Annotated in this window: 20 protein-coding genes; 7 read left to right on the top strand and 13 right to left on the bottom strand. The window is 52.8% G+C overall.

The annotated features are described in order from the left end of the window. Positions 1-95 precede the first annotated feature (95 nt). Positions 96-434 carry a helix-turn-helix domain-containing protein gene (locus C4S74_RS20600; RefSeq protein ID WP_103997220.1) on the bottom strand — a complete coding sequence of 113 codons (339 nt, stop codon included), beginning with the start codon at positions 432-434 and terminating at the stop codon, positions 96-98. Between the two features lie 467 nt (positions 435-901). On the opposite strand from C4S74_RS20600, the gene C4S74_RS20610 reads away from it, so the two are divergent. Then, positions 902-1477 carry an NAD(P)H oxidoreductase gene (locus C4S74_RS20610; RefSeq protein ID WP_103997222.1) on the top strand — a complete coding sequence of 192 codons (576 nt, stop codon included), beginning with the start codon at positions 902-904 and terminating at the stop codon, positions 1475-1477. Between the two features lie 220 nt (positions 1478-1697). On the opposite strand, the gene C4S74_RS20615 is transcribed toward C4S74_RS20610, so the two are convergent. After that, positions 1698-2528, bottom strand: a complete 831-nt coding sequence (locus tag C4S74_RS20615; protein ID WP_103997223.1) for a CPBP family intramembrane glutamic endopeptidase — start codon at positions 2526-2528, stop codon at positions 1698-1700. A 336-nt stretch (positions 2529-2864) separates the two neighbouring features. Here C4S74_RS20615 and C4S74_RS20620 point away from each other — a divergent pair, with 336 nt between their 5' ends. From C4S74_RS20620 to C4S74_RS20640, 5 genes are all read left to right on the top strand, one after another. Beyond that, positions 2865-3377: a DUF3231 family protein gene (locus tag C4S74_RS20620; protein WP_103997224.1), complete on the top strand. Its 513-nt coding sequence runs from the start codon at positions 2865-2867 to the stop codon at positions 3375-3377. A 395-nt stretch (positions 3378-3772) separates the two neighbouring features. Beyond that, on the top strand, positions 3773-5332 hold the full coding sequence (locus tag C4S74_RS20625; protein WP_103997225.1) for a glycosyl hydrolase family 18 protein: 1560 nt from the start codon (positions 3773-3775) through the stop codon (positions 5330-5332). A 203-nt stretch (positions 5333-5535) separates the two neighbouring features. Then, positions 5536-5802 carry a helix-turn-helix transcriptional regulator gene (locus C4S74_RS20630; RefSeq protein WP_103997226.1) on the top strand — a complete coding sequence of 89 codons (267 nt, stop codon included), beginning with the start codon at positions 5536-5538 and terminating at the stop codon, positions 5800-5802. 165 nt (positions 5803-5967) lie between these two features. Continuing rightward, positions 5968-7149 carry an MFS transporter gene (locus C4S74_RS20635; protein WP_103997227.1) on the top strand — a complete coding sequence of 394 codons (1182 nt, stop codon included), beginning with the start codon at positions 5968-5970 and terminating at the stop codon, positions 7147-7149. Between the two features lie 248 nt (positions 7150-7397). After that, complete coding sequence (locus C4S74_RS20640; RefSeq protein ID WP_103997228.1) at positions 7398-8852, top strand: esterase-like activity of phytase family protein; 1455 nt, start codon at positions 7398-7400, stop codon at positions 8850-8852. Between the two features lie 151 nt (positions 8853-9003). Here C4S74_RS20640 and C4S74_RS20645 read toward each other — a convergent pair whose 3' ends face one another. Further along, positions 9004-9444 carry an Lrp/AsnC family transcriptional regulator gene (locus C4S74_RS20645; RefSeq protein ID WP_103997229.1) on the bottom strand — a complete coding sequence of 147 codons (441 nt, stop codon included), beginning with the start codon at positions 9442-9444 and terminating at the stop codon, positions 9004-9006. 137 nt (positions 9445-9581) lie between these two features. Between C4S74_RS20645 and C4S74_RS20650 the strand changes: the two genes are divergently transcribed. After that, complete coding sequence (locus C4S74_RS20650) at positions 9582-10346, top strand: SDR family oxidoreductase (protein ID WP_103997230.1); 765 nt, start codon at positions 9582-9584, stop codon at positions 10344-10346. Positions 10347-10439: 93 nt separating this feature from the next. On the opposite strand, the gene C4S74_RS20655 is transcribed toward C4S74_RS20650, so the two are convergent. From C4S74_RS20655 to C4S74_RS20700, 10 genes are all read right to left on the bottom strand, one after another. Beyond that, positions 10440-11306 (bottom strand): proline iminopeptidase-family hydrolase, encoded by an 867-nt coding sequence (locus C4S74_RS20655; RefSeq protein WP_103997231.1) that lies wholly within the window; start codon positions 11304-11306, stop codon positions 10440-10442. A gap of 53 nt (positions 11307-11359) precedes the next feature. Continuing rightward, a complete protein-coding gene (locus tag C4S74_RS20660) occupies positions 11360-12559 on the bottom strand; it encodes an MFS transporter (protein ID WP_103997284.1) in 1200 nt (399 codons plus the stop codon). A 172-nt stretch (positions 12560-12731) separates the two neighbouring features. Then, positions 12732-13331, bottom strand: a complete 600-nt coding sequence (locus C4S74_RS20665) for a TetR/AcrR family transcriptional regulator (protein WP_103997232.1) — start codon at positions 13329-13331, stop codon at positions 12732-12734. 251 nt (positions 13332-13582) lie between these two features. Next, on the bottom strand, positions 13583-15460 hold the full coding sequence (locus tag C4S74_RS20670; protein WP_103997233.1) for a chondroitinase-B domain-containing protein: 1878 nt from the start codon (positions 15458-15460) through the stop codon (positions 13583-13585). 181 nt (positions 15461-15641) lie between these two features. Next, positions 15642-16271, bottom strand: coding sequence for an SGNH/GDSL hydrolase family protein (locus tag C4S74_RS20675; RefSeq protein ID WP_103997285.1), 630 nt, complete (start codon positions 16269-16271; stop codon positions 15642-15644). Positions 16272-16297: 26 nt separating this feature from the next. Next, on the bottom strand, positions 16298-18556 hold the full coding sequence (locus tag C4S74_RS20680) for a glycoside hydrolase family 95-like protein (RefSeq protein ID WP_103997234.1): 2259 nt from the start codon (positions 18554-18556) through the stop codon (positions 16298-16300). Between the two features lie 12 nt (positions 18557-18568). After that, positions 18569-19444: a carbohydrate ABC transporter permease gene (locus C4S74_RS20685; protein ID WP_103997235.1), complete on the bottom strand. Its 876-nt coding sequence runs from the start codon at positions 19442-19444 to the stop codon at positions 18569-18571. 18 nt (positions 19445-19462) lie between these two features. Further along, positions 19463-20419, bottom strand: a complete 957-nt coding sequence (locus tag C4S74_RS20690; protein WP_103997236.1) for a sugar ABC transporter permease — start codon at positions 20417-20419, stop codon at positions 19463-19465. 96 nt (positions 20420-20515) lie between these two features. Beyond that, positions 20516-22141: an extracellular solute-binding protein gene (locus tag C4S74_RS20695; RefSeq protein ID WP_103997237.1), complete on the bottom strand. Its 1626-nt coding sequence runs from the start codon at positions 22139-22141 to the stop codon at positions 20516-20518. Positions 22142-22345: 204 nt separating this feature from the next. After that, the gene (locus tag C4S74_RS20700) at positions 22346-24655 is read right to left on the bottom strand and encodes a helix-turn-helix domain-containing protein (protein ID WP_258042560.1); all 2310 of its coding nucleotides are present in this window, start codon (positions 24653-24655) and stop codon (positions 22346-22348) included. Positions 24656-24736: the final 81 nt, after the last annotated feature.

A 24736-nucleotide genomic window follows, 5' to 3' on the forward strand; every position in this document is an offset into this window, starting at 1 on the left:
GCCCGCCCTCCCGCAAAAAAACACAAGCTGGCACCGGAAAATTCCGGGCCAGCTTGTTTTATGAAACGGGATAATTGCATAGATTTCGGTTTGCTTTACTTGATGTAATCTTTGATGTACCGGTCTCCCCAATCGCACATTTGATCCAGAATCGATTTTAACGACCAGCCCAGGGGACTCAGCTCATAGACCACTTTAGGAGGCACCTGATTATAAACGGTTCTGGTAATAATTTCGTCTTCCACAAGCTCTTTAAGCTGCTGCGTCAACATTTTCTGGGTGATGGCCGGTATATCTTTTTTCAGCTCGCTCGTTCTTTTGGGGCCTTCGGTCAGGTAGCACAAAATAACGGTTTTCCACTTACCCCCGATAACATCGAGAGTCGCTTCTACCGGAATATTATATCTGCGTTTATTTTTTGGCTTTACGGTCATGAGCTGCTGCACATCCTTATCGTCCGAATGTCTTTCGTACGCTTCCTACGCCCATTTTAACCTACACCGCTGTCATTAACCAGTATTTGTCTAAAATGCGAGCCTGCATTCAAGTGTAAAATGGCCCGTGAAAAGTATGCCGCAAAAGGAATTTTCAAGGCACCGATTGGTGCCTATAACACTATTTGGTAGCAATAGAACAAAAAAGTGCGTACTTCCCATCCCCGGTTTCGGGAGGCATAATACCCTTGTACCCGGTAAAAAGAGGGAACTCCGGTGCCTATGAAGATTCTTAAAGTGCGATGGACAAATCTATCGGAACAACGTCCGGAGGGCCGCCTTTTTCACGAAGCATTCATGAGACGCAAGAAAGGCTTCTTAGCGGTGTTATTTCTAAATGAAGAGCATGTCCGGGATCGTTCGAAGAGATTCGGCATGCGTATTTTTATTATCAAGGAGGTTAAAAAATGAAAGTGCTGACGGTTGTTACCCACCCGAGAACCGATTCCCTGACCATGGCGGTTGCCGACCGCTTCGTTCAAGGCTTGAAGGAGGCAGGACACGAAACGGAAGTGCTGGATCTTTACCGCAGCGGGTTTGACCCCGTCCTGAATGAACCGGATGAACCCGACTGGACGGACAGCGGCAAGCAATATTCCGCTGAAGTGCATACCGAAATGGAGCGCATGAACCGCCACGAAGGGTTGGCTTACATTTTCCCGCTTTGGTGGTACGGGATGCCGGCTATGCTGAAAGGATATATCGATCGCGTGTGGAACCACGGTTTCGCCTATGGTCCCCGCAAGCTGCATCACCGGAAAGTATTGTGGCTCAGCCTGGCCGCAGCTACTTCGGAGCAGTTGGCCAAAAGAAAGTACGACGAGATGGTACACCATCAGCTCAATGTCGGCTTGGCGGAATATGCCGGTATTTCAACTTCCAAAACTGAATTCTTGTATGATACGTTGAACGCCGATCCCGGTCATATTCAAGATTTGCTTGAGCAGGCCTACAAGCACGGGCTGCACTACAGCCGCGAGTAGCAGACGCCTCTCTTTGCCCTGCAAAAAAAGGCACATAACCCCATGGGGATAGGTGCCTTTTTCCTATAATCATTTATTTGCAGTCTGCACAGCCTTGACATAACAAGACTGATCGACCACGTTTTGAACGGCGGGTGCTTTCGGATTGATTCCATGGGCGTCCATGTAAATCCTCCCTTGCGGCACAGGTTACGTACTATTTATGCCGAAGGAGGCGTGCCTAATCGCGAAGCTCCTTTTGCCTGTTTCTGTTCCGGTACGTCCAGCCGAGAAGGACAGCTATGCCGACGATTACGGAACCGAGCGATACCAGATAACTTCCGTAAGGCGACAAATATTCCACTTCAATAAGGGCGAAATCGGAAGGAACTATCACAAAACGGACTATTTCCAGCCAAGCCAGATGAAATCCGATACACATCCACAAATTTCCGGAGAAAATCCGGCACAATTGAAGCGCGGTACCGAAGGCAATCAGATTCACGATATAGTCGAAGGTGATCAGATCCCATGTCCCCACTCCGGCGGCAACCATAGCGGCAGTTAAAGCGACAGGGGCTGACACAAAAAGAACGACCTGCAAAAGCAGAGCCAGCCAACTGCCGAATCGTGTGCGCAGGTTGGTGTACAGATAGCCCCGAAACGTCACTTCCTCCGGAAACGCCTCGTAAAAAAAAGCGATCGGAATGTTAATCAGAATGACAAGCAGAGTCTCGACAGGCAAATGTACATCCACCACGCGGATCCAGCCTGCCAGCGTTCCCGCGAGCAAAGCAACGCCCATCATGGCACTTAAAAAGCCCGCTCCAAGCAGCAGGTACGGAAGTCCCGACGGCAAAGGACTCAGCCCCAAACCGCTCCATGGCCTGTTGTCGGCATACCGTCTCAGCAAATAAATTAGCGGCACGGCGACACTCGACGTCACGACCGCGAGAATAATCTGCTGGGCAAGGACGGGAAAACCGTACCTTTGTGCGGCCAGAGTAACGATGACAGCCAGTCCCAATGCGGCAACGAACGACAGCCAGCCGAGCAGGATACGCCAACCCAAGTGAATCCTTCCTTCGCTATCCCGGATAAAACGCGTGGACGCATGGCTTCGCTCCGTATCAACTGAAGGGTTAATAACACATTCTCCTCTCTTAAACTCCTGGGCGTCTCTCTACCTTTTCTATCGACACCTTGTATATATAGTAGGTTGAAAAGAATTATGTGCTTGGAAAGCGCCCATTTATCGGATATTTTCGCAAAAATGGCCGGATGTTCCCCGATTCTTGGGGCCCTGAATGGGCTTAGCTTTTCCCCGGCTAAACCATACCTTACATAATCCCGCCGTAAACGGGCATATTAGATCAGAAAAAATAGGCGAAATAAGGGAGCGAAACGTGTGGGTATTTTAAGCGGCAATCCGAAAGATGAACCGATGCACTTCGGAGAAATTAACAGCGTGTGGCAGTTTTCCATGGCAGCTAAAGGCTCCGTCTCCTGCTACCAGGCGTATTTGAATCATGCCGGCGATAAGGACCTCAAAAAAATACTGGACGATCTTATCGATCAGGCAAAGCTTGAAATCAAAGAGTGTGACACATTGCTAACCGATAACGGTATCCCTACGGCTCCCGTGCTGCCGGAACGGCCCTCCGTTAAACTGGAAGATATCCCGCCAGGTGCCCGTTTCTCGGATCCGGAAATTGCCGCGAAGCTGGCTGCGGATACGGCGATCGGCCTGGTTGCCTGCAGCCAGGCTATGGGTCAGGCTATTCGGGAAGATATCGGCGCATTGTTCGCCAAATATCATCTGACCAAGGCCGCCCTGGGCACCCGTATTTTGGAGCTCAACAAGGAAAAGGGCTGGCTCGTCCCTCCCCCGCTGCAGCTGAAACGTCCTGAAACCGAATAAGCCTGTCTATGTCAGTGTATCCTGCCTCCCGGCAGGATTTTTTTATTTCTCCCAACTATTTTATTCTTCGACTCTTCTTCCCCTTCAGGATGAAAAATGTCAAAAAAGAGAAAATTTCTCCCTGATAATAAAAAAATCCCCCTTTTTCTGGTAAAAAGTTTAAACGATAATAGGAGAGCAAGCAGATTCACAGACTTGCAGCAGCACGTTTTACAACAATAAATGACTTCCGCTGCCGCCTGACGAAGGTACCGTTCCTTACTTGCGGTTTTCTGTGATCAGGCTAGTCTTTTGAATGGCCGATCGTACGGAAGTCATTACGAAATGAGGTGGAGCAGCGAAAAACTTTCATGTAAGCGGTATCACATCTTTCTATTATAAGGAGGCATTAAGTAATGAATTGGCAATCTATCCGCTCTCAATCTCCCAAGCAGATCGTGTTACGCGTTCTTCTCATCTTATCCCTGCTTGTATCTCTGCTGCCTTTCCTCGGTTTGAGTACGCAGCAGGCTTCCGCAGCTTCAAGTGTTGCGGCTGCCGCTTGTACGGAAGCGGCCTGGGAATCGGCTAAAGTCTACACGGGTGGACAAAAAGTTTCTTATAACGGTAAAGTATTCGAAGCGAAATGGTGGACGCAGGGTGAAACGCCTTCCCAGACGAACACGTGGGGAAGCTGGAAATACGTCAGCGACTGCACAGGCGGTGGCGGCCCGGCGGATACAACGGCTCCGACGGCTCCTGCAAGCCTGACTTCGACCGCCAAAACATCCACAAGCGTTACGCTTTCGTGGAATGCTTCCACGGATAATGTCGGCGTAACCGGCTACAACGTATACAACGGTTCCGCACTGGCAGCATCGGTAACCGGTACAACCGCTACGGTAACCGGCCTGACAGCCAACACCGCTTACTCTTTCAGCGTTAAAGCGAAGGATGCGGCAGGCAACTTGTCGGCAGCCAGCAATGTTCTCGCGGTGACTACATCCACGGACGGCGGAGGTACGACACCTCTTACTAAAATCAACGGCGCCTACGTTGCTTCCTGGCATTTCCCGGCCGTGAGCACGGTTCCCGCCAACAAATTGACGCACATCTTCTATGCGTTCGCGGATGTCGCCAATAACGGCGTCAGCGGCGGAGATACTTCGCAAATCGCCCAACTGGTCACGCTGAAACAGAAAAATCCGAACCTGAAAGTTCTGATTTCAGTAGGCGGATGGGGCCGTTCCGACGGTTTTGTAAGCGCGGCTTCCAACGATGCGAACCGTACCGCTTTCGCTAACAGCGCCCTGCAGTATATCCGTGCCAACAAGCTCGACGGAATCGATCTGGACTGGGAGTATCCGACAGCGGCGGATAAACAAAACTATACTCTTTTCCTGAAAAAGCTTCGTGAAGTTCTCGATGCCGGAAGCGCGGCCGACGGCCGGACAGGCTCCAAAAAGTATGAAATCACTGCGGCTATGGGCGCTTCCGAGTACGGCGTACAAGGAATCGACCTGGGCAGCGTACACCCTTACTTCAACTTCATTAACATCATGACCTATGACATGCAGGTAGGTGCCAACACGCACCACACGAACCTGTACACGTCTTCTCTCAATTCTAGCTACAGTGTGGATAATGCCGTGAAGCTTTATAAAGGACGCGGCGTTCCGTCCGAGAAAATCGTAATCGGCGGAGCCTTCTATTCCCACGGTGCCGGCGATTACACGTATGACGAGCTCAAAGCCAGCTACATCAACAAAAACGGCTGGACCCGCCAATGGGACGATGTTGCCAAAGCTCCATACCTCACTAACGGCAGCAGCATGCTGAGCTACGACGATGCGGAATCTCTGACTCATAAAGTCAACTATCTCAAAAGCAACAACCTGGGCGGCATCATGTTCTGGGAGTATGGTCAAAACCTGGGCGGAGAGCTTTTGGATGCCATCTATACCGCTCTGAAATAAACGTTGGTTCCGTTCGGAACGAAAAAGCTGTCCCGTTGTCCTCCTTGGACCGGGGCAGTTTTTATTTTGGAGGTTTAGTTACTTCTGCCTGAATCAGCCGTTTACTTTTGAGCGGAGACATGGTATAGTTATTTCGAAAATAGTAGAAATAAGAAAATCAGCAGGCAGCATATCAGGCCGGATGAAAAAAGGGTGCAGCTAGCATGGAAACGAATCAAGCCGTTAAAGTACATAGGGCGCTGGGTGAGCATACGCGCTATAAAATCGTTCAAATTCTGTCCAAGGAAAGCAACCTTTGTCCAGCGGAGCTCGAGATCCGCTTGGAATCGATCGCTCTTTCCACCTTGTCCCATCATTTAAAACAATTGGCGGACTGCGGACTGCTTCATTCCCAGAAAAAAGGAACCTACATTTACTACAGTCTGAATGAAGATACGGTCAAAAAATATGCGCCTTATTTGGCCGAGTAGTTTTTTTGTTCAATATTTCGATATAACTAGAAACATCTAAATAAAGGCTTTTTAAATGAAAGACTTACGTGCCTTAACAGCTTGATCACCCCTGATTTTTATATCTATCTATTTTCTATTTCTATATTTTTAGAAATATAATATTACAAGAAATGAGGATGACACATGTTTAAACCGTGGAAAATTTATATGCTTGCTCTGATCAGCTTTCTGGTGGGAACGTCCGAATACATCATTGCCGGAATTCTGGATAAAATCGCCGCCAGCCTCGACATCTCCCTGGTTGCGGCCGGTCAGCTGATTACCGTCTTTTCGCTCGTTTACGGGCTCGGGACTCCCCTGCTAATCGCTTTGACGGCCCGCTGGGAACGGCGCAAATTACTGATCTTCTCCCTGGGGCTTTTTGTCGTCGCGAACGTGCTCGCCTATATACTGCCGGGCTTTGCCGCTTTTGTAGGAGCCCGCGTTCTGATGGCGCTCGGTGCGGGTGTAGTCGTCGTGACCGCCTTGACCTTAGCCGCCAAAATCGCCCCCTCCGGTAAACAGGCAAGCGCGATAGCGACCGTCATTATGGGCTTTACCGCTTCTCTCATCGTGGGTGTTCCGCTCGGAAGGCTGGTTGCGGCGGCTTATGACTGGAAAACGGTTTTCGCCGGGATCGGCGCGCTCGGACTGCTGGCGATGTTCATTCTGTCCGTCACCATCCCGAAAACGGAAGGAGACGCACCCGTTCCTCTTCGCGAACAGCTGAATTTGCTCAAACAGCCGCGGATACTCCTGGCTCTGTCGGTAACTTTCTTTTGGCTCGGAGGATATTCCATCGCTTACACTTACATTTCCCCGTATCTGCTGACGATTACCGGAATGAATGAGAAGATGCTGAGCGCCGCACTGCTTGCATTCGGCATCGCCAGCCTCGTCGGTTCCAAGATCGGCGGCTACAGCGCCGACAAATGGGGGGTGTTCCGCACGCTCATGTCCGGCATGACTCTGCACGTCATCACGCTGGTTTTGCTGACGCTGGCCGCCCACTCCCCTGTCGTCGTATTCGCCTTGCTGATTTTGTGGTCGTTCGCAGCCTGGTCTTCCGGCCCGACCCAGCAGTATAATCTCGTCACAATGGCACCCGAATCATCCGGAATTATGCTCAGTCTGAACAATTCCGTGATGCAGCTTTCCATGGCGGCCGGTGCCGGGATCGGGGGTATTATTGTCGGAAGCGTCTCATTGAACGCCGTTACATGGATCGGAGCTGCCGGAGTCGCTGCCGCAATTCTCATCAATCTCGTCTCTTTCAAGCTTTCGAATGCGCAAAAACGCAAATCAGAGAACATGCAGCACGCCTGACTGTCTGAATGCAGGCGCCAAGTTATCCCGGCGGAGGCAGCTTTTTTACGAACGACTCGTTCTTGCACGGTGCTGCCTTGCTGAGTCCAGCTCCCTGTTCAGCTAAAGAATAGCAGCCGGTAAGAAAGCTCATCCGCCGTTCCTTTACAAATTCTCCATCATACACTTACTTAACGTTAACAAAGCCCTGCTATAGTCAGGTTTAGTAGTTCATACATACTATCCGACTTAGAAGGGGAGCTGCAACAATGAAAAAGAATTGGCTTATCGCCGCATCGGCAGTACTCACGCTCGTATCCGGAACGGGGTCCGCTTTTGCCGCGGATCTGAAAGGTTCTACGGCGGATTCGGTCACCTACACCAACAACGGGGAAGCCGTTGCTCCGTCTGTTCCGGCCGTGAACATTGACGGCAGTCTGTATCTGCCTTTCCGCGCCCTCAGTGAAGCGACCGGCAAATACGTCGACTGGGACGAGTTCCGCAGCCGTGTTTCTCTGACGGACAAGCCTGCACTGACAGGCAAATACAAATTGAATGCCCCCGATCTGGCCAAAGGCGTCAAAATGGGCATCGGCTCCTCGCTGACCCACATTCCGGGCGATCCGGACAACGTTTTCTACACAACGGCGGACCGCGGCCCGAACGGAGAAGTCGATGTGAAAGGAACGACCGTCCGTACGTTCCCGCTCGTTGATTACACGCCGACCATTTACAAAATCGAAATAAAAGACGGTCAAATCAACATTCTCGACCAATTCCCTCTTAAGTTGAACGGAATCAATCCGGCAACCGGAAAAGCTAACGTCAGCGGTCTGCCGAACATCAAAGGACGGGACGAAGTGCCTTTCGACGCCAAAGCCGAGAAAGAACTCGCATACGATCCGTACGGCCTTGACGTAGAGGGCCTGGCCTACAACCCTAAAGACGACACGTTCTGGATATCGGACGAATACGGTCCCTCCCTCGCGCATGTAAAACGCGACGGCACCCTGATCGAACGCATCGTGCCTAAAGGCTGGTCCGCTCAAGTATCCACGCCTCTGGTGCCTGCCCGTGAAACGCTGCCGGCCGTTTACAACAAGCTCCGCCAAAACCGCGGCGCCGAAGCCGTAGGCATCACACCGGACGGTCGCTATATGTTTATGGCGATGCAGAGCCCGCTGCGCAGCCCGAATAAGGAATCCGACAATTCCCGTCAGCTGCGTATCGTCAAGTTTAATCTGGAAACGCTGGAGCCGGTAGCCGAATTCGCTTACCTTGCGGAAGACGCCAAAGGCTTCAAAGGATTGAAGCAGGCCGACATCGTCATTTCGGACCTCGTGGTGGTGGACGAAAATACGCTGCTTATCGACGAGCGCGACAAAAATGCGGGAGACAAAGCGCAGCTCAAACGCGTTTATTCCATCGATCTGACCAATGCAACCAACATTCTCGGCAAATACGACGACACCAAAACGGCAGGTAAAACACTGGAGCAAATGACACCGGCCGAGCTGAAAGCTCAGGGCATCCTTCCTCCTTCCAAAAGAACATTGCTCGATCTGGTCGCTTTCAAATATCCGTACGAGAAAGTGGAAGGCGTTTCTCTCGTAAACGGCAATACGCTTGTTATCGTCAACGACAACGACTTCGGCGTCGACAGCAGCTCCCCGGAAAACGGCACCGAGCTCTGGACATTCAAGCTCCCTTACTCCATCAAGTAAACGCGTAAAATAGCTAACCCGGTTAGGACCTCGGTCCGCCGGGTTTTATTTTTTTGGACACGGCTCGGGTACTCGGAAAATTTTCTATATTAAAATGCGAAACGGTCTTGGCCGCTGTTCTGCCGTTTTGCTTTTCATAAATTACCACCGGTCAAAACGGACTTTTATCCTCTTCATGAACATGCATGATCATCAGCGTATTGGATACTCCGAAACTCATCATCGCGTCCTGGAACGCGGCAAGCGATTCCATCGATTCGCTTCTCGTTTTTAGCATATAATTGAACTCTCCGCTAATCCGGTACAGCTCGGCCACCTCCGGGGAAGATTCGCAATAACTTACAAACTCCCGGCATTTAACGGTTTTAAACAACATAAAAGCTTGAATGCCCCGGTCTAATTTACCGGGATCGAACTTCGCTTTATAGGCGGTAATAATCCCCTGCTCTTCGAGCTTTTGGATGCGCTCTCTCACTGCCGGCTGGGTCATGGAAATGATGCGGCCGATTTCGGCAACCGGTATGCGCGCGTTTGTATGCAGCAAGTTCATGATTTTACGGTCGGTATCGTCGGGCTTAGCCGTCTCTCGCATTATAATCCTCCTAAAGCTTTTTGACGATTTTACTTATAAAACGGAAAGTATTTCGGCTCGAATCCCTTTGATTATACCTGTTTCCTCTTCCGAATTTCCATATAATTAAACCTATAGAATCGGAAAGGATGATACGCATGCATGATTTGCACGACAAAACGGCGCTCGTCACCGGAGCGAGTCGCGGAATCGGAAAGGCAATCGCCAAGAGATTGGCCCGTGACGGAGCTTGGGTAGCCGTTCATTACGTCCGGGACAAGGAGGCGGCGGAGCAGACTGTTGCCGAAATCATGGAATCCGGAGGGAGAGCTTGCAGCGTGCGGGCTGATCTGGGCTCCATGCAGGGCGTGGAACAGCTGTTTGAGCAATTGGACACCCTCTCCGTCAAACATACGGGAAGCAGTTCCCTCGATATTCTCGTCAACAATGCCGGAATCGGCACACAAGGTTCGATCGAAACGACGACCGAAGAAGAGTTTGACGAGCTGATCGCCGTCAATATCAAAGCCCCGTTTTTTATTATTCAAAAAGCGCTGCCCCGGCTGCGCAGCGGAGGACGCATCGTGAATATTTCCTCTGTGGAAACACGCATCGCGTTCCCCGCTTCCATTGCCTATGGGTTGACGAAAGGCGCCTTGAATACGATGACGCTGCCGCTGGCGAAACAGTTGGGCGAAAGAGGCATTACCGTGAACACGATCCTCCCCGGCTACACGGAAACCGATATTAACGCGGACATTCTGAGCGATCCGGCGGTCCGGGAGTATGCGGCAGGCATGTCCGCTTTCGGCCGACTCGGACAAGTCGGAGATATCGCGGATGCGGCGTCCTTTCTGGCGTCGGAGGACAGCCGGTGGGTCACCGCCCAGATTCTCGACGTATCCGGCGGCGCCCGTCTCTAAATACCGGAGCAGCGGCTGCAGCTCGGACACCCGTTTTGCCAACTAAAAAGACAGACTCTCTTCTAAAAGAAAGTCTGTCTTTTTTCATTCCGCTTATGAAGTTAGAAAGCCGCGGACGATCCGGATATATTCATCCGGTTCTTCCATGTACCCCACATGAGAGCTGTTCTCCAGCACATGAAAATCCGAATGCGGAACCAACGAATGATAATAAAACGTAGACTCCGGCGCCGCTTCGTCATACCGGCCGCACAGGAACAGCGACCACACGTTAATCTCATGAAGCCGCGGTGTAACGTCGTAGGTTTTCAGACTGCCGGTCGGACAAAATTCGGAAGGTCCCCACATGGACATGTAAATGTCCTTATTGGCCTTTTTCCGGCTTTCCAGCATGACCGCCGGCTTCGGATCTATGCGGCATACGTGGCGCCGGTAGTATTCATCCATCGCTTCCCGGTAGTCGTCCGAATCGGTTGTGCCCTGCTCCTCGCTGCGCGCGATAACCGCCTGAACCTCCTCCGGCAATTGAGCCAGAAAGCGGTCCGCATCTTCTTTCCAGCGCGCCGCGCTCAGGCAGGGACTGGAGAAAATGACGCTGCGCACTCCGGCGGGCTTGCGCTCGATCAAGTAAGAAGCCGCAAGCATTGTGCCCCAGGAATGCCCGAGCAGATGAACCTCGTCCAGCCCGAGTGCCTCTCTGACACAAACCAGTTCATCCATGAACCTTTCCGTCCGCCACAAAGAGGGATCTTCCGGCCTGTCCGAGTTGCCCCCTCCGAGCTGATCGTAGAAAATAACCGGCCGCTCGGCCGCCAGCACGTGCAGCGCCGCTTTTAGCGGATCGTGCGTATTGCCTGGCCCGCCGTGAAGCACAAGCAGAGGCGTTCCGCCTCCTTCTCCCAGCGAGCAGTACCACACTTTGCCCCCGGGTACTTCGATATAGCCTTCCTTTTGCCGCATCCCCCATGCCTCCCGCTTCCTATCGTCCTTCCATTATAAAGCTTTCCGCACCTTTATGAAATGCCGGATACCTCGCCTCTTCTTCCCGCCCGCAAGGACAGAGCAAAGCATAGGAACAGGATAAGTGCAGCCGAAACGTACGGATAATTCAAATTCCGGTCGAAAAGAACTCCGGCCACAATCGGGCCCGTGATATTCCCGAGACTCGTATACGCAGAGTTTAGTCCCGCCACATAGCCTTGATGCTCGTTTGCCATTTTGGACATCTGAGTACCGATCGCCGGACGCAAAATATCGATCGACAAAAATACGATAAACGTCACGACGACAATCATCCAATATTGATGAACGAATAAAGTCAGCAAAACGAACAGGCCGGCCATGGCCAGGCAGACCGAAATGACGGTTCTTTCTCCGAAACGATTAAGAATCCAGCCGAATATCGTGACCTGCACCACTGCCCCCGAGATAGAGCCGAACGTAATGATAAAAGCGATATCCTTCGGTGTAAATCCGAATTTATGATCCACGAAAAGTCCGAAAACCGTCTCGTAATTCGCCAGTCCGAAAGACATCACGAATACGATCACAAGGCTGATAAAATACGGTTCCTTGAAAGAACTCATCATCTGAGCCATAAAGCTCTGCTTCTTCACGGAAACCGCTTCAGCTTTGACGGAAGGCTCCACAGGTTTCGATTCAGGCAGAATAAACAGTGTGACAACCGCGGCGACGGCGCCGACGGCCGCAGCGGCGTAGAAAGGCGCGCGGATGCCGAATTCCGCGATAAAGCCGCCGATGCCCGGACCGATGATGAAGCCCGTCGTGATCGCGGCGTTGATAAATCCCATGCCTTTGGCCCGTTCCGCGGTAGTAGTGACGTCCGCTATGTAAGCCATAATCGAAGGCATAATAAGCGCCGCGCCTATCCCTCCGAGCATTCTGGAAGCGAAAAGCAGGACGGGCGAGCTCACTACGCCGAAGAGCAGCTCGGACACGGTGAAGATGACCATGCCGGCCACGATCATTTTCTTCCGGCCCAGCGAATCGGAAAGCCTACCTGCCTGCGGCGAGAATATGAGCTGGGTCAGCGAAAACGCGGCAACGAGAAAGCCCATAATGCTTCCGTTTAAATGAAGTTCATCCATATAAGTCGGCATAATCGGTATAACGAGTCCGATACCGGTAAATACGAGAAAAATATTAAGCATGAGAAGCAGTACGGCCCCTCTGTTTCTTAGCAGCAAATCCACTTCCATCCCCTCCTCCACGAGTTTTATCTGTATAATTATCTATCCGGGATCGCTTCATGCGCCATTCGTATACTGAACGTTCGTTCTGTATTGGGTCGTGACAGAAGACGTCAACAGGCTCAGCCGCAAGATTCCTCAGCGGTCAGCAGTCAGCGATAAGCGGCCATGCCTTTTATCGGCCTGGTTTGGCGATTCCGTGCAGGAAGACGCCGAAAGCGAGCCGGTACAGCTCCAATGCTTCCTTCGTAGTCGATTTCCGCGACATCTGGCTCAGACCCATAATCAGACTCTCCAGAATCAGGGCAAGCGGCTTCACATCGGCACTGCTGAATTCGCCATTGTCCATACCCTGCTGTATCAAGGTCTGATTGAACTTTAGATGCCCGTTCACAAGCTCGGCGATCCGTTCTTCCACATCGTTCGTTTTCTCTTCGTTATTGAAAAACTCATCGGCCGCTTTGGTCAGAGGATGATTCAGATCTTCGAGGACCATCTGCTCCGCCATTCCCAGCAGCTTCTCGGTCGTCGTTTTGTAAAGCGGTTCTTTTTCCCGCCATTTTTCTTCCCATTCGCGCTCCCACTCGTCGATCAAATAAAGAAACAAGCCTTCTTTACTTTTGAAATGATAATAAATGTTCCCTTTGCTGCTCCCGGTGGCCTCCACGATATCTTCGATAGAAGTGGCTTTGTAACCCTTCTGGACGAACAAAGTCCTGGCGGCCTCCGCAACCCGTTTTTTTGTCTGTTCGCTTTGCAGCTGCTTTTTATTCATCCGCACCGCTTCACTCCTTCGTGGATGGTTTAACGGCAGCCGTACTGCCGGTCTTTTCACGAAAAAAATAATACTGAACGTTCGTTCTGTATCTTATCAAAATCGGCCGGTTTAGGCAAATTTTTTTCCTCACTGCCGGTTCCTTCCAAAGAAATAAACCGGCACAAACCGTGCCGGCTCCAGTTTTATTCCCTATCTAGCACACCAGTCTGCGGACGGCGGCGTTTTCTTTTACCTTCTAAAAATCAGAGTCAGGGAGCATCCGGGCCCACTTCCGCCGGGGTCAAAGGATGATTCGTGAAGCTTGTCGCGCTCGAACGCTCATCGGCCCCGGCGTCGTTCACCGAGCGGATTTCCCCGTCCATGTCCTCCTGGACAAAAGAATAAGACCCTTTGGCATAATTGATCGCCGGGCTGGAAGCCGATAATTTCTGCAGCCCCTGCACAGCCGTCAGCAGCGGATTCTTGTTCCAGATCTCGGCGGACGTTCTGTTGTTATTCGTAACCGTCCCTCCGTAGCCGATGTTGCCTTCGAATACCGTATTCGTCGCAGCAGCCTCGTTATAAAGGATACCGGAGCTGTTTTTCACGATATTGTTGGCTACCCGGCTGTCTACCGGGGTGAAAGCTTTGCCCGAGCCGACTACGATACCGGTCGTGCTGTTCACGATCGTGTTGTTCACAACCTGGGCCCGGTAAATTCTCCACTGTGCCTTCAGATCGTCTTCGCTCGGATTCGAAGGATAACCGCCCGTTCCCCCGTCGTAGTTTCCATTGTCCAGAATGATCGCGCTTTCCGTCAGATTTTCCATATAATTGTTGTAGATCTTATGATCGTTCCCGTAAAAACGGATGCCTGCCTGCTTCGTTTCTACCCCGTCGCCGAGAAAGAAGTTGCCGTAAAAACTGTTGCTGTGTCCGTGTCTCGAAGTAAGTCCGCCCTTGGACGTTTTAAACGTATTATAGCGAACGGTATTGTTGCTGCTTTTCACGGAAACGATTTCCGGTTCCCCGTCCGTATTTTCAAACAAATTATACTGGATTTTGTTAAACCCGTCGGAAAGCGAGATTTTGGATAAGCCCAGCCGGATCGTTTCTTTGCCGTTGTCGACCCATGGACCTACATCGTGAAAATAATTGTATTCGATTACATCATGCTGGGAAATGTTCCCCTGTCCGTCACCTTCATAAGCAATCAGAGGATTGGTGTCTGTTTTGTTGCCGAAATCGTTGCGGTCGATCTGGTTATGATGGCTGTTCGTACCGCTGACCTGAAGCCAGATAGTGTCTTTGCCCCGTGCAGGCAAGGCAAACGTGTTGCGCGTCAGCCGGATATGATGGGACCCGTTCAGCAGGACGCCCTTGTCTGCCGAATTCGTAAATTTCAAGCCTTCAATCGTGACGTACGACGAATTCTTGACTTCGAACGTAGCGGAACCCGTAATAACGGCTTTTCCCCGGTTTGCGGACTTGATCGTAATGGGGTTAGCTTCCGTGCCGTTTTTGTTTTCGATCAGAATCGACGTATTGCTGCCGCTGACCGTATAGCTCCCGTCCGCCAGCACGATCGTCTGCCCCGCGCTTGCGTTTTTCAGAGCCGCCGCCAGTTCTGCCGAAGTCGATACGGGAATTCCTCCTTGGCCGGCGTTTTCTCCGTAAATTTCGACCTCCGTGTAGCTGTTCCACAGATTCGCGGAATTGCCGTGTCCGACGATTCTTACATACCGCGCCGAAGACACATCGGTAAAATCAAAAGTCTGAAGCTGCGTGTTCAGGCTGCTCGTCACATTTGTCTTTGCATTCGTGAACGTGACGTTGTCCGCCGAAGTCTGGATATCGAAAGTGGATGTCCGCGTGTCGCCGCTCAGAAAAGCGATCTTGATATAGGAGACTTTACGGAGCGAACCGAGATCGAATAAGATCCACTGGCCGTCGCCGTTCGAAGACCAGCGGGTCCCCAGGTTTCCGTCCACCGTATTGCCCGGCTTGTTGCCGTCATCGTTGCTTGCCGTTACGGATGAAGCGGAGATCGTAAACTTGGAGTCCGCCGCATAACCTTGAGCGGGAACCAGCATGAGAAGCAGACAAAGACTCAGAACGAGCGAAAAAGTACGTTTACTTGCGTTCATCACAACACATCCTTTTTTGAACGTATTTTCGGCGCATGGCTTGACTCTCGGTTTCTTTCTCCTTCCGGTAAACAGATTGCAGAGTGCGCACTCTACTTCCGGTATACCGCAAATATCCCGCCAAAGCCATCTTTAAATCCCGGAAAAGCTCCTCAAAATCCGGAATAAACGGCTCTATTCTTTAAAAAAGCCTCACCTTCATCGTTTCCAGCCAGGCCCTGGCGATCAGGCCGTGGCCTGCAGCCGAGGGGTGTACCCCATCCGGAGCCCAATAGGCGGCGGGAGCTTCCGCGGAAGCGCGGGCGAACAAGCCGTCGAGCGGAACAAGCCGGGCGCCGAATTCACGGGCCAGCTCCCGTACGGCCCCGATCTTCGGATCGAGATCTTCCCGCCAAGCCTTGCGGTCTTCCGGCACGGGCAGGACAAACGGCTCCATCATCACGATCCGGGCTCCCGTTTCTTCCTTCGTTCGCGTCAGGAGCTGGCGGTATCCCGCGGCAAACGTCTCCGGTGATGTGGGGTCATTGCGGTCATATCTTCTCCAGCAATCGTTGATCCCGATATAAATCGTGACCCAATCCGGCTTCAAATCGATGCAGTCCTGCTGCCAGCGGTTCTGCAAATCTTTCACGCGGTTTCCGCTGATACCCCTGTTAAGAAAAGCAGCCTGTTTTTCGGGATAAGCGGCGCCGTACAGGCCCGCTATCATCCCGACGTAGCCTTTGCCCAGATCCGAATAATTTTCCCGGTTTCGGCCGGTATCCGTAATGCTGTCTCCTTGAAAAAGCAGAAGTTCTCCACGTCCGATCATTATCTCTGTCAGCTCCTTCACACTCTCTACTCCTCCAGCAGGCTTCGGAACGGAAATCCGTGCAGGCGCCATGGCTTGGAGCCCCCGAAATACCGGACAGGCCCGGTCTTGCCCTCCACGGATCTGATCTTCAGCCGGGGTTCCTCGCCGGCCGGATACAAAATCGCTTCATCCCCCCGTTTCAGCGGAAGCACAAGCGATTCCCGGCTGTCCGCCAGCTCCACGGTATGGCGCGTATTCTCTCCGGCCAGCCGCCAGTGCACCGTACCGGTCCAGCCCGTCCGGATTTCGCACGGTTCTCCCGCCAGGCTCTTGACCCGTACGAAAGCCGTGGCACCTCCGCGGCGGACGGCGCTGACGAGGAAGGCGCCTTCGGCGCGCAGGTCGTGGAAGGCGGCCTCCTTCCACTCTTCCGGAATCGCGGGGAAGATCCGGATCGTGCCGCCCCAGCTCTGCAGCAGCATATCGTGCAGCGATTCGGCCCCAGCCAGGGGCGTTTCGATGACAGGCCCGGCTTCTTTGTACATCGTATTCGGCTTGATGTTGCCGAGAAGGGTATGCAGCAGGCGCAGGGCCGTGTCCCCCCAGCCGAGCGTGGCGGCGATCGAAGCCGCCCCGGTAAAGCTGAAGCCGCGCAGGTCGCCTTCGCTGTCCAGCCAGTGCCGGAGGGAACGGTCGATAAGCTCCCGTTCTTCTTCCCGGTCCGGGCTGGCCAGGTGCAGCGGAAAAACCGCCAGCAGGTGGCTGAAGTGCCTGTGCCCGAAGGCAAGGGGGACTCCGCGGCCGACCATATAGCCGCTTTCGTCCACCGGCAGCGGCGTCAGGTTGTCCAGCACTTCGCGCCATCTGCCGGCCAGGGGATCGCCGCTTCCGAGCCTTGCGCTTATGGCAAGCAGCGTCTCGCACCCCCAGTGGAGCAGAGCCAGGTCGTAATGGCAGTCGCTGACGGCCAGCCGTTTGAACGAGCCATACTCCGGCGAGATCGTCGGAGGCAGGTGCAGCTTCCCGTCTTCCCCCGTCTCCAGCAGGTGCAGGTAGTAATTGACGCTTCCCCGCAGCACGGGATACAGGATGTCCTCTAGCATCCGGTCGTCCATCGAATAGCGGTACTGCCGCCAGAGACAGTGGCAGAGCCAGGCCAAATTTCCGGTCTCCTCGCCCACTTCACTGCGCAGGTCAAAGCTGCCGCTTCTTCCCAGCCCGGCTGAGTCGTGACGGTACGGCTGAGGAACATTGTCTCTCAGGTTCTCTCTGTTATCCGCTACCGCTTTGACCATCGACTCTCCAATCGCGAGGCGGTTGGACGCGTACACCGGGGAATAACTCATCTGTACGTTCATGTTGAACCAGTTCCCGGCCCAGGGAGTCGGTGCGAGCCACGGACCCTGATTGTCCAGCAGGGCACTGTCTCCCCTGGCTGCCGAAGCCAGCTTATACATCTGAATCCAGTAAAAGCTTTCCAGACGCCGATCGGGGATGGAGACAAAGCTTTGGCGGTAATAGCCGTGCCACCATTTCCGGTGGGCGGCCACCCATTCGCCGAAATCGGCGGACGCCGCTTTCCGGACGGCTTGCGCCGCAGCTTTTTCCGCCTGCCCGGAGCAGCCGTTCTGGACAGAGACGAAGGCGATTCTCCGTCCTTCCGGAAGTTCCGTTACGGTCCAGGCGGTGACGCATCCTTCGCCGCCATTTTTTCCTTCCGCGAAGCGCTGGACCGTGCAGGTAATTCCGTCCTCCCGGAACGTCTCGTGTCCGGTATCCGGAATGTACTGATTCACGTTGATCCCGTCGGCAAACTTGAGCACTTCGTCCACTGCGGAGTGAGGCACCCATACTAGGCGCGCCTCCTTTTCTTCCTCCGATGTTTCCAATTCAATCGCCATAACCGCTTCTTCGGCATGCACAAGCGCCCGGAAGCGCACTTCGCCGCATGTCGTAGTCAGCAGGCCCCGAAGCTCGGCGTTCCACAAATCCAGCCGCATCCGCGTTGGATTATAGATCAGGCCCGTCAGCTCCAGATTCATTTCGCCTATCGGCACACGGGGTTTAAAATCTTCGCGGTCCGTGCGGGTCGCCGTGACATCGGTCCGGCCCATCACAAACCGGAGCGTCCGCCGCTTTTTTACATTTTCCGCCCCGTAGACCATCGCTCCGATCGTTCCGTTGCCGATGAAAGCGCCTTCATCCCAGCTCGTCGGTTTTACTACCCATTCCATATCGTGCTCTGCCATAAAAGCCCGCCAATCGAGATCCAAAAGCGGACGGTACGTTACGGATTGCTTCATGAAGCGTCACTCCTATCCTTTTATCGCTCCGATCAGAGCTCCTTTTACGAAATATTTCTGTAAAAACGGATAAACGAGCAGAATAGGCACCGTTGCGACGATAATGGTCGCGTACTTCAGCGTGACGGTAAGCATAGCCACATCGCCTTCCGATGCGCCCAGATTGGAATTCGCTTCTCCTTGCAGAAGAATTTCGCGCAAAATGAGCTGCAGAGGAAACATGGATCTTTCCTGCAGAAAGATAAGGGCGTTAAACCACGCATTCCAGTGACCGACACCGTAATAGAGCAGCATAACGGCAAGAACCGGAAGCGATAGCGGCAGGACGATCCGGAAAAGAATGACGAAATCGTTCGCCCCGTCGATTTTGGCCGATTCCTCCAGCGCATCCGGGATGCCCTCGAAAGCCGTTTTCATCAGAATCAGGTTAAACGTGTTGACCGCCGTCGGGATAATGAGCGCCCACAACGTATTGGCAAGCCCCACCCCTTTGACCGTCAAATAAAACGGGATAAGACCGCCGCTGAAAAACATCGTGAACACGATAAACAGCATGATCCTTTTACGGTAAGCGAGACTTTTGCGGGACAGTGCGTAAGCGCCGAGCGAGGTCAGTAAAATATTGATCGCAAGACCCGCGATGACCACGAAAAACGTGTTGCCGTACCCTTTCAAAATCATGGGATTTCGGAAAACATTGGCGTAGGCGTCCAGCGAAAAGCCGACCGGTTTCCACAGAAACCCTTTGTGCGCGAGAAGACTTCCCGCATCGCTGAGCGAGGCGAATACGACATACACGAGCGGATAGATCGTTACGATCATCAGCAGTGTCAGAAAAAGCATATTGAAGCCGTCAAACGCCCGTTCGGAGAAAGTCCGTCTGTTCACAAGGCATTCCTTCCTTTCCTACCAGAGACTCGTGCTGTTCAGCTTCCGGCTGATCCAGTTGGAACCGAGAAGCAGCGTGAAGTTCACCGCGGAATTGAATAGACCGACCGCGGAGCTGAAGCTGTAATTAAACTCCTGCAGGCCGACGCGATACACGTAAGAAGACACGACGTCCGCGGTATCGAACGTGCTCGGATTGTAGAGGAGAATAATTTTTTCAAAACCGACGTTCATCATACGGCCCAGTTCCAGAATCAGCAGAATGATGATAGTCGGCATCAGTCCGGGCAGCGTCACGTTCAGCATCTGCTTCCAGCGCCCGGCCCCGTCCATTTTGGCCGCCTCGTATTGTTCCTGGTCTATGCCGGTCAATGCGGCCAGATAGATGATCGTTCCCCAGCCGATATGCTGCCAGATGCCCGAGGACACATAAATGGTTCGGAACCATTCCGGTTCCAGCAGGAGCGTCAGCCGTTCGCCGCCGAAGAAAGCGATGATATCGTTAATCACTCCGCTGCTGGCCGTGAAATCTTTGATAATGCCGCAGATAACGACAAGGGAAATAAAGTACGGCATATAAGTGACGGTCTGAACCGTCCGCTTAAAGATCGAGTTCCGCACCTCGTTCAGCAGCAGAGCCAGAATGATCGGCGCCGGAAAACCGAAAACAAGTTCGTTCAAGCTGATCAGAACCGTGTTTTTGATCGTTCTCCAAAAATAGGCTCCGGTGAAAAAGTTCTCGAAATGGGCAAATCCGACCCATTCGCTTCCCCATATGCCCAGCCTCGGCGAAAAATCCTTAAATGCGATAATGGCGCCGTACATGGGAGCATAATGGAAGACCACGTAGTACAGCAGAACGGGCAGCAGCATTACATACAGAAGCTTATTTCTGCGGATATCGAGCAGGAGGCCGGGCCGGGCTTTTTTCCGAGCGGCCGTGTACGTTAAAACCTCCTGATTTATGGCAGCCATGATACAATCCCTCCGTTCGTATCGGCAGCTCCGTCCAGACACATGCAGCAAAGCACGCGCTAGATGTGACCGGAAGCTGCCGCAAAGCATATGAGATTAGCGCTTGTTGTAGCGATCGAAGGCATCCTGGTAAATCTTCGTCACTTTATCGACTCCCATCTCCTTGATCCGCTTTACGTATTCGTCGTATTTGTCGAGAGGTTCTTTGCCCATCACGAACTTGATAAACATTTCTTCCTTGTAGCTGGTGATGGCCGTGTTCAGCTTGGCGATCTCTTTGCTTTCCTCTACGGTAGGCGTAAGAAACTGCGGCATAACATGCTTCGCTGCATCGGTTTCCGACCATATTTTCAGGGCCTCGTCCTGCTGCTTGAACGTATTGAAGTTTTTCCGGCTGTCTCCGAGATAGGGCCCGTTCGGTTTCGTGTACTGGGAAATCATCTGCTGGAGGGTATATTTCCCGTCCTTCGCTATTTTATCGGTGAACTTAGGAGTTCCGTTCTCTACGCTGTAGCTCTCCCCTTCGGTACCAAAGTTGAAAAGCAGGCTGCCTTTCTCGCCGTAAGCGTAATCCAGCCACCTCACGGCCAGCTCCGGATTAGCGGCGGCGTCCGTAACCGCTTTGCTGGCCGCCGGGTTATACTTGAAATCCCGCTGGCCGATGAACGGCCGCTCTCCTTTGGTCAGTGTCGGATACGGAGCGGCGACGAGCTGGAAATTCGGGTTTTTCTTCTTCCCCGTTTCCATCCATCTTCCCATTCCTCCGCTGAGGAGGTGAACCGTCGCCCCGGTGCTGTCGTTCAGCATTTTCGTGTCCAGGGATTTGGAATCCGTATTGAGGGCGAAATCTTTATCGATCAGCCCCTCCGCATACCACTTGCGCAGAAGAGTCAGCGCGTCTTTAAACTGGGGATCGACCGGCCCGTATCTGACCTTCCCCTGGTCGTCGATATAATAGCGGTTTGCCGTTTTATAAGCGCCGATGAAAGCGTCCTGGATGTTAAACTCGTTCTGATACAAGGCGGAAAACGGCGAAGCGGCCCCTTTGCGCTCTTTAAACGCTTTCAAAACGGTGTACCACTCATCAATCGTGGCCGGAACGTCCAATTTCAATTCGTCCAGCCAGTCCTTGCGGATCATGGGTCCCCGGAATACAAGACCGTTCTCCGGACGGATCATCGGAAACACGTAATAATTCCCGCTGTCCGTTTTGATCATTTTGTCCAGCTCTTTGTCTTGTTCCAGCAGCTTTTTCAAATTCGGGGCATACTTGTCGATGTACGAATTGAGCGGAACAATCACCTTATCGGCGATAGCTTTCTCCGGTCCGCCCGGGTAAGATCCGCTTCCGCCGCTCCAGTTGTACTCGATCACATCGGGCAAATTGTTGGATGCGATCAGAAGATTGAACTGATCTTTGGACTGTCCGTCGGCCGGATGTGTGTACTTGACCTTGATGCCCGTTTCTTTCTCAAGCTGTTTGCCGAACGGTGAGTCCGCCAGATTGGATACGAACGCGGAAAGGTTCGTGTCCATGGGCTCCCACGAGGTTAGCGTTTCTTCCGCACGAATCGGATATTTGCCGGGTTCCGAGTCCATTCCGGGCTCCTTGCCTTCCTTTCCTCCTCTTCCACCGGCCGAACAAGCCGCCAGCATAACCGACGCCGCAAGAACGACGATGACGCCCGAGCGGGTATTTCTGATCCCCGAATGTCTGACCATGTAAACCCTCCTCTACAAAATCACGGATGCACGGCTGCGTCGCACATCTCAGTGTCAGTATGACCTGCCGTTATCTCTAAAAGATATCTTCAAAAGCCGGAATGCTTCATCAATTTGCTGAAAAACGTCCTGCACGGCGGGCTGCAAAAACCGCAGTCCGTCTGCAAAAAACATATAAATAACCGGAAACGGCTCCGGTGAAGCCTACAAAATCTCTTTGTACTTGCCCGGTGTGACGCCTTCGAATTTTTTGAAAATCCGGTTGAAGGTATTGATATCGGAATAGCCGACTTTCCGGGCGATTTCGATGATCGGATCGCTTGACTGCGACAGCAATTTCTTGGCTTCCGCGAGACGGATCTTCTGGATCACGTCCAGCAGCGCTTCGCCCGTCTGCGCTTTAAACTGTTTGGATAAATAAGAAGGCGTAAGACCGAACGCTTCTCCGATCATCGTGATGTTCAGATTTTCCGAGCTGTAATTGTGCCGTACATATTCCATTACCTGCCGGCTGAGCTGATCGTGCTCCGGTTTACGGCTTTCCTGGATAAATCCGCATACGCGCTCGAGCACCTCCCGCATGCCGGCGGTCATTTCCTTGAGCGTCTCCGAACCTGCCAGCCGTTCGGCCGGATTCAGTTCACGGATCAGCTCCCGTTTGCCGGGCAGTCCGATTTCATCGAGCGCTTTGAGCAGAGTACCGACCAGATCGAACAGAAGACAGCGGCTTAGCGGCACGGACAGTGTCTTCCGGACCACATTCAGCTCGATAACCCCCTCCACGAGAGCGTTCGCCTGGACGAAGTCCCCCGCTTTCACGAAGTTGATCAGCTGCTGCTCCACATGCATCGGATACGAGTAGAAAGCCGCCTCGCCCGACTCGTCTCCGCCGGGCAGATCACCGTACGCGATCATTTCTCCGCTTCCCATGACAATCCGGTACTCCATGGCCCCCAGCGCTTCCTGATAAGCGAGCGGAATGCCTGCAAGCCCGGGATGGACGCCGCTGATCGCGATCGTTAGCCGGACCTGAAAATGGTCCTCCAGAAACGTTCTCACCTGTCCGGCAAGCCGCCGGATTTCTTCTGTGCCGGCCTCCGGTCCGATATTCAGAATGCAGGCCTGCACATCGTCTATGCCGGTCGTGACCGCGCGACAGTTTCCGGCCGCCGCCGCTTCTTCCGCCACATTCATCAGGAGAAAATGAATCTGCCGGATCTTCTTGGCGTCGTTCCCGCCGGACTCGTCCCATTTCCCGAATTGATCGATCCGGAAAAGCAGGACGGCATAGTTCTCGTACTGGAATCCGATATCGTGAGCCGCCAGCGATTCGTGAACCGGGACGTTGGGATCGAGCCTGCCTTTGAGCAGGCCTTGCAGAAAATGGGACCGGATCGCATCGCGATGCTGCATCAGCCTCCTGCTGACAATCTCCTTTTCGGCGAAAGCGTTGTTCAGCGCGTTTTGGACAAAGCCGTATTCATTGGAGCCTTCATCGAACGCCACGCCGGACTGCACAGATAGATTGCGGATCAGAACGTGAATGGGGCTGTAGTTCTTTTTCAGAAACAGGAACGTCAAAATCCCCCCAACCAGGAGGCTCAAAAACAAATTCACAAAGATAAGAATCGACATATGCTTCATTTTCTCGTTATAAATGTCCGCCGGCATCATCGACACGTACTTCCAGCCGGTTTGCCCGGAGGTCGTATAAGACACGGCCATTTTCCCGCCGGACGATTCTTTATAGATCAGCCCGCTTTTGCCCGAAAGCTCCCCGTAAGCCGGAAATTCGGTTTTTGATCCGGGACCGGAGGAGGCCAGCAGACGGTTCTTCTGATCCAGCACGGCGACGGAAGCGTGATTGACGGACGAGAGATTCGCCAGAAGCTTGGAATCTTTAATCACAAAAAGAATGACTCCGCCCGGTAGATCCGGGTTGTCCAGAATAATCGACTTCGCGTAGAGGACTGCGCTGGCAGTGCCGCCGTTTTCCATAAGCGTCACAGGCGCGTACTCCTGGATAAATCTTTTATCGAAAAAAGATTTCCATTCGCCGTAGCCCGTACTTTCGTTTTCCCGTAAAATCTCGTACAGAGCACGACTGTCCGTCCGTTCGCGGGAGGAGATGACCGTATCGCTGTTTTTGTAATAAACATAAATCTGATCGATAAAATCGTTGGCCACCTTGTATACGCCGAGATCGCCAGCAATACCGATCAGTTCGTAGTGATCGTTGTCCGTCAGAGGGCTGCCCGCATGAATAAAACCCGCAAGCCGCTTGTTGAGCGCCATTTCGACGCTGAGCCTTTCGATGCCCTTCAAATGATTGTCGATCGCCTGCTCCATTTGGCGGATTACGGCCTCGTTGGACCGGTTTACTTCCGTCTCGACCACATTCCACGTCACCATATAAATAATGCCGTTGATCAGAACGGGAACAAGCAGCACGGTCAGGTAAGAAATGAGCCAGGTTACGATAACGCTGCGCCGGTTAAAACGAATTTTCTTCATGCTGTACACTTCTCCACCACCTCGTCATGTAAACGCTTTATTTGCTCTATTATACCGAAAAGCCCGGCCGGTAAGAGGAGT

The sequence above is a fragment of the Paenibacillus sp. UNC499MF genome (assembly GCF_900107975.1).
Classification (GTDB): domain Bacteria; phylum Bacillota; class Bacilli; order Paenibacillales; family NBRC-103111; genus Paenibacillus_F.

Coding starts and splice junctions, on each gene's coding strand:
- C4S74_RS20600 (WP_103997220.1), bottom strand. CDS start 434: ATGACCGTAAAGCCAAAAAATAAACGCAGATATAATATTCCGGTAGAA.
- C4S74_RS20610 (WP_103997222.1), top strand. CDS start 902: ATGAAAGTGCTGACGGTTGTTACCCACCCGAGAACCGATTCCCTGACC.
- C4S74_RS20625 (WP_103997225.1), top strand. CDS start 3,773: ATGAATTGGCAATCTATCCGCTCTCAATCTCCCAAGCAGATCGTGTTA.
- C4S74_RS20630 (WP_103997226.1), top strand. CDS start 5,536: ATGGAAACGAATCAAGCCGTTAAAGTACATAGGGCGCTGGGTGAGCAT.
- C4S74_RS20635 (WP_103997227.1), top strand. CDS start 5,968: ATGTTTAAACCGTGGAAAATTTATATGCTTGCTCTGATCAGCTTTCTG.
- C4S74_RS20640 (WP_103997228.1), top strand. CDS start 7,398: ATGAAAAAGAATTGGCTTATCGCCGCATCGGCAGTACTCACGCTCGTA.
- C4S74_RS20645 (WP_103997229.1), bottom strand. CDS start 9,444: ATGCGAGAGACGGCTAAGCCCGACGATACCGACCGTAAAATCATGAAC.
- C4S74_RS20650 (WP_103997230.1), top strand. CDS start 9,582: ATGCATGATTTGCACGACAAAACGGCGCTCGTCACCGGAGCGAGTCGC.
- C4S74_RS20655 (WP_103997231.1), bottom strand. CDS start 11,306: ATGCGGCAAAAGGAAGGCTATATCGAAGTACCCGGGGGCAAAGTGTGG.
- C4S74_RS20665 (WP_103997232.1), bottom strand. CDS start 13,331: ATGAATAAAAAGCAGCTGCAAAGCGAACAGACAAAAAAACGGGTTGCG.
- C4S74_RS20670 (WP_103997233.1), bottom strand. CDS start 15,460: ATGAACGCAAGTAAACGTACTTTTTCGCTCGTTCTGAGTCTTTGTCTG.
- C4S74_RS20675 (WP_103997285.1), bottom strand. CDS start 16,271: ATGATCGGACGTGGAGAACTTCTGCTTTTTCAAGGAGACAGCATTACG.
- C4S74_RS20680 (WP_103997234.1), bottom strand. CDS start 18,556: ATGAAGCAATCCGTAACGTACCGTCCGCTTTTGGATCTCGATTGGCGG.
- C4S74_RS20690 (WP_103997236.1), bottom strand. CDS start 20,419: ATGGCTGCCATAAATCAGGAGGTTTTAACGTACACGGCCGCTCGGAAA.
- C4S74_RS20695 (WP_103997237.1), bottom strand. CDS start 22,141: ATGGTCAGACATTCGGGGATCAGAAATACCCGCTCGGGCGTCATCGTC.
- C4S74_RS20700 (WP_258042560.1), bottom strand. CDS start 24,655: ATGAAGAAAATTCGTTTTAACCGGCGCAGCGTTATCGTAACCTGGCTC.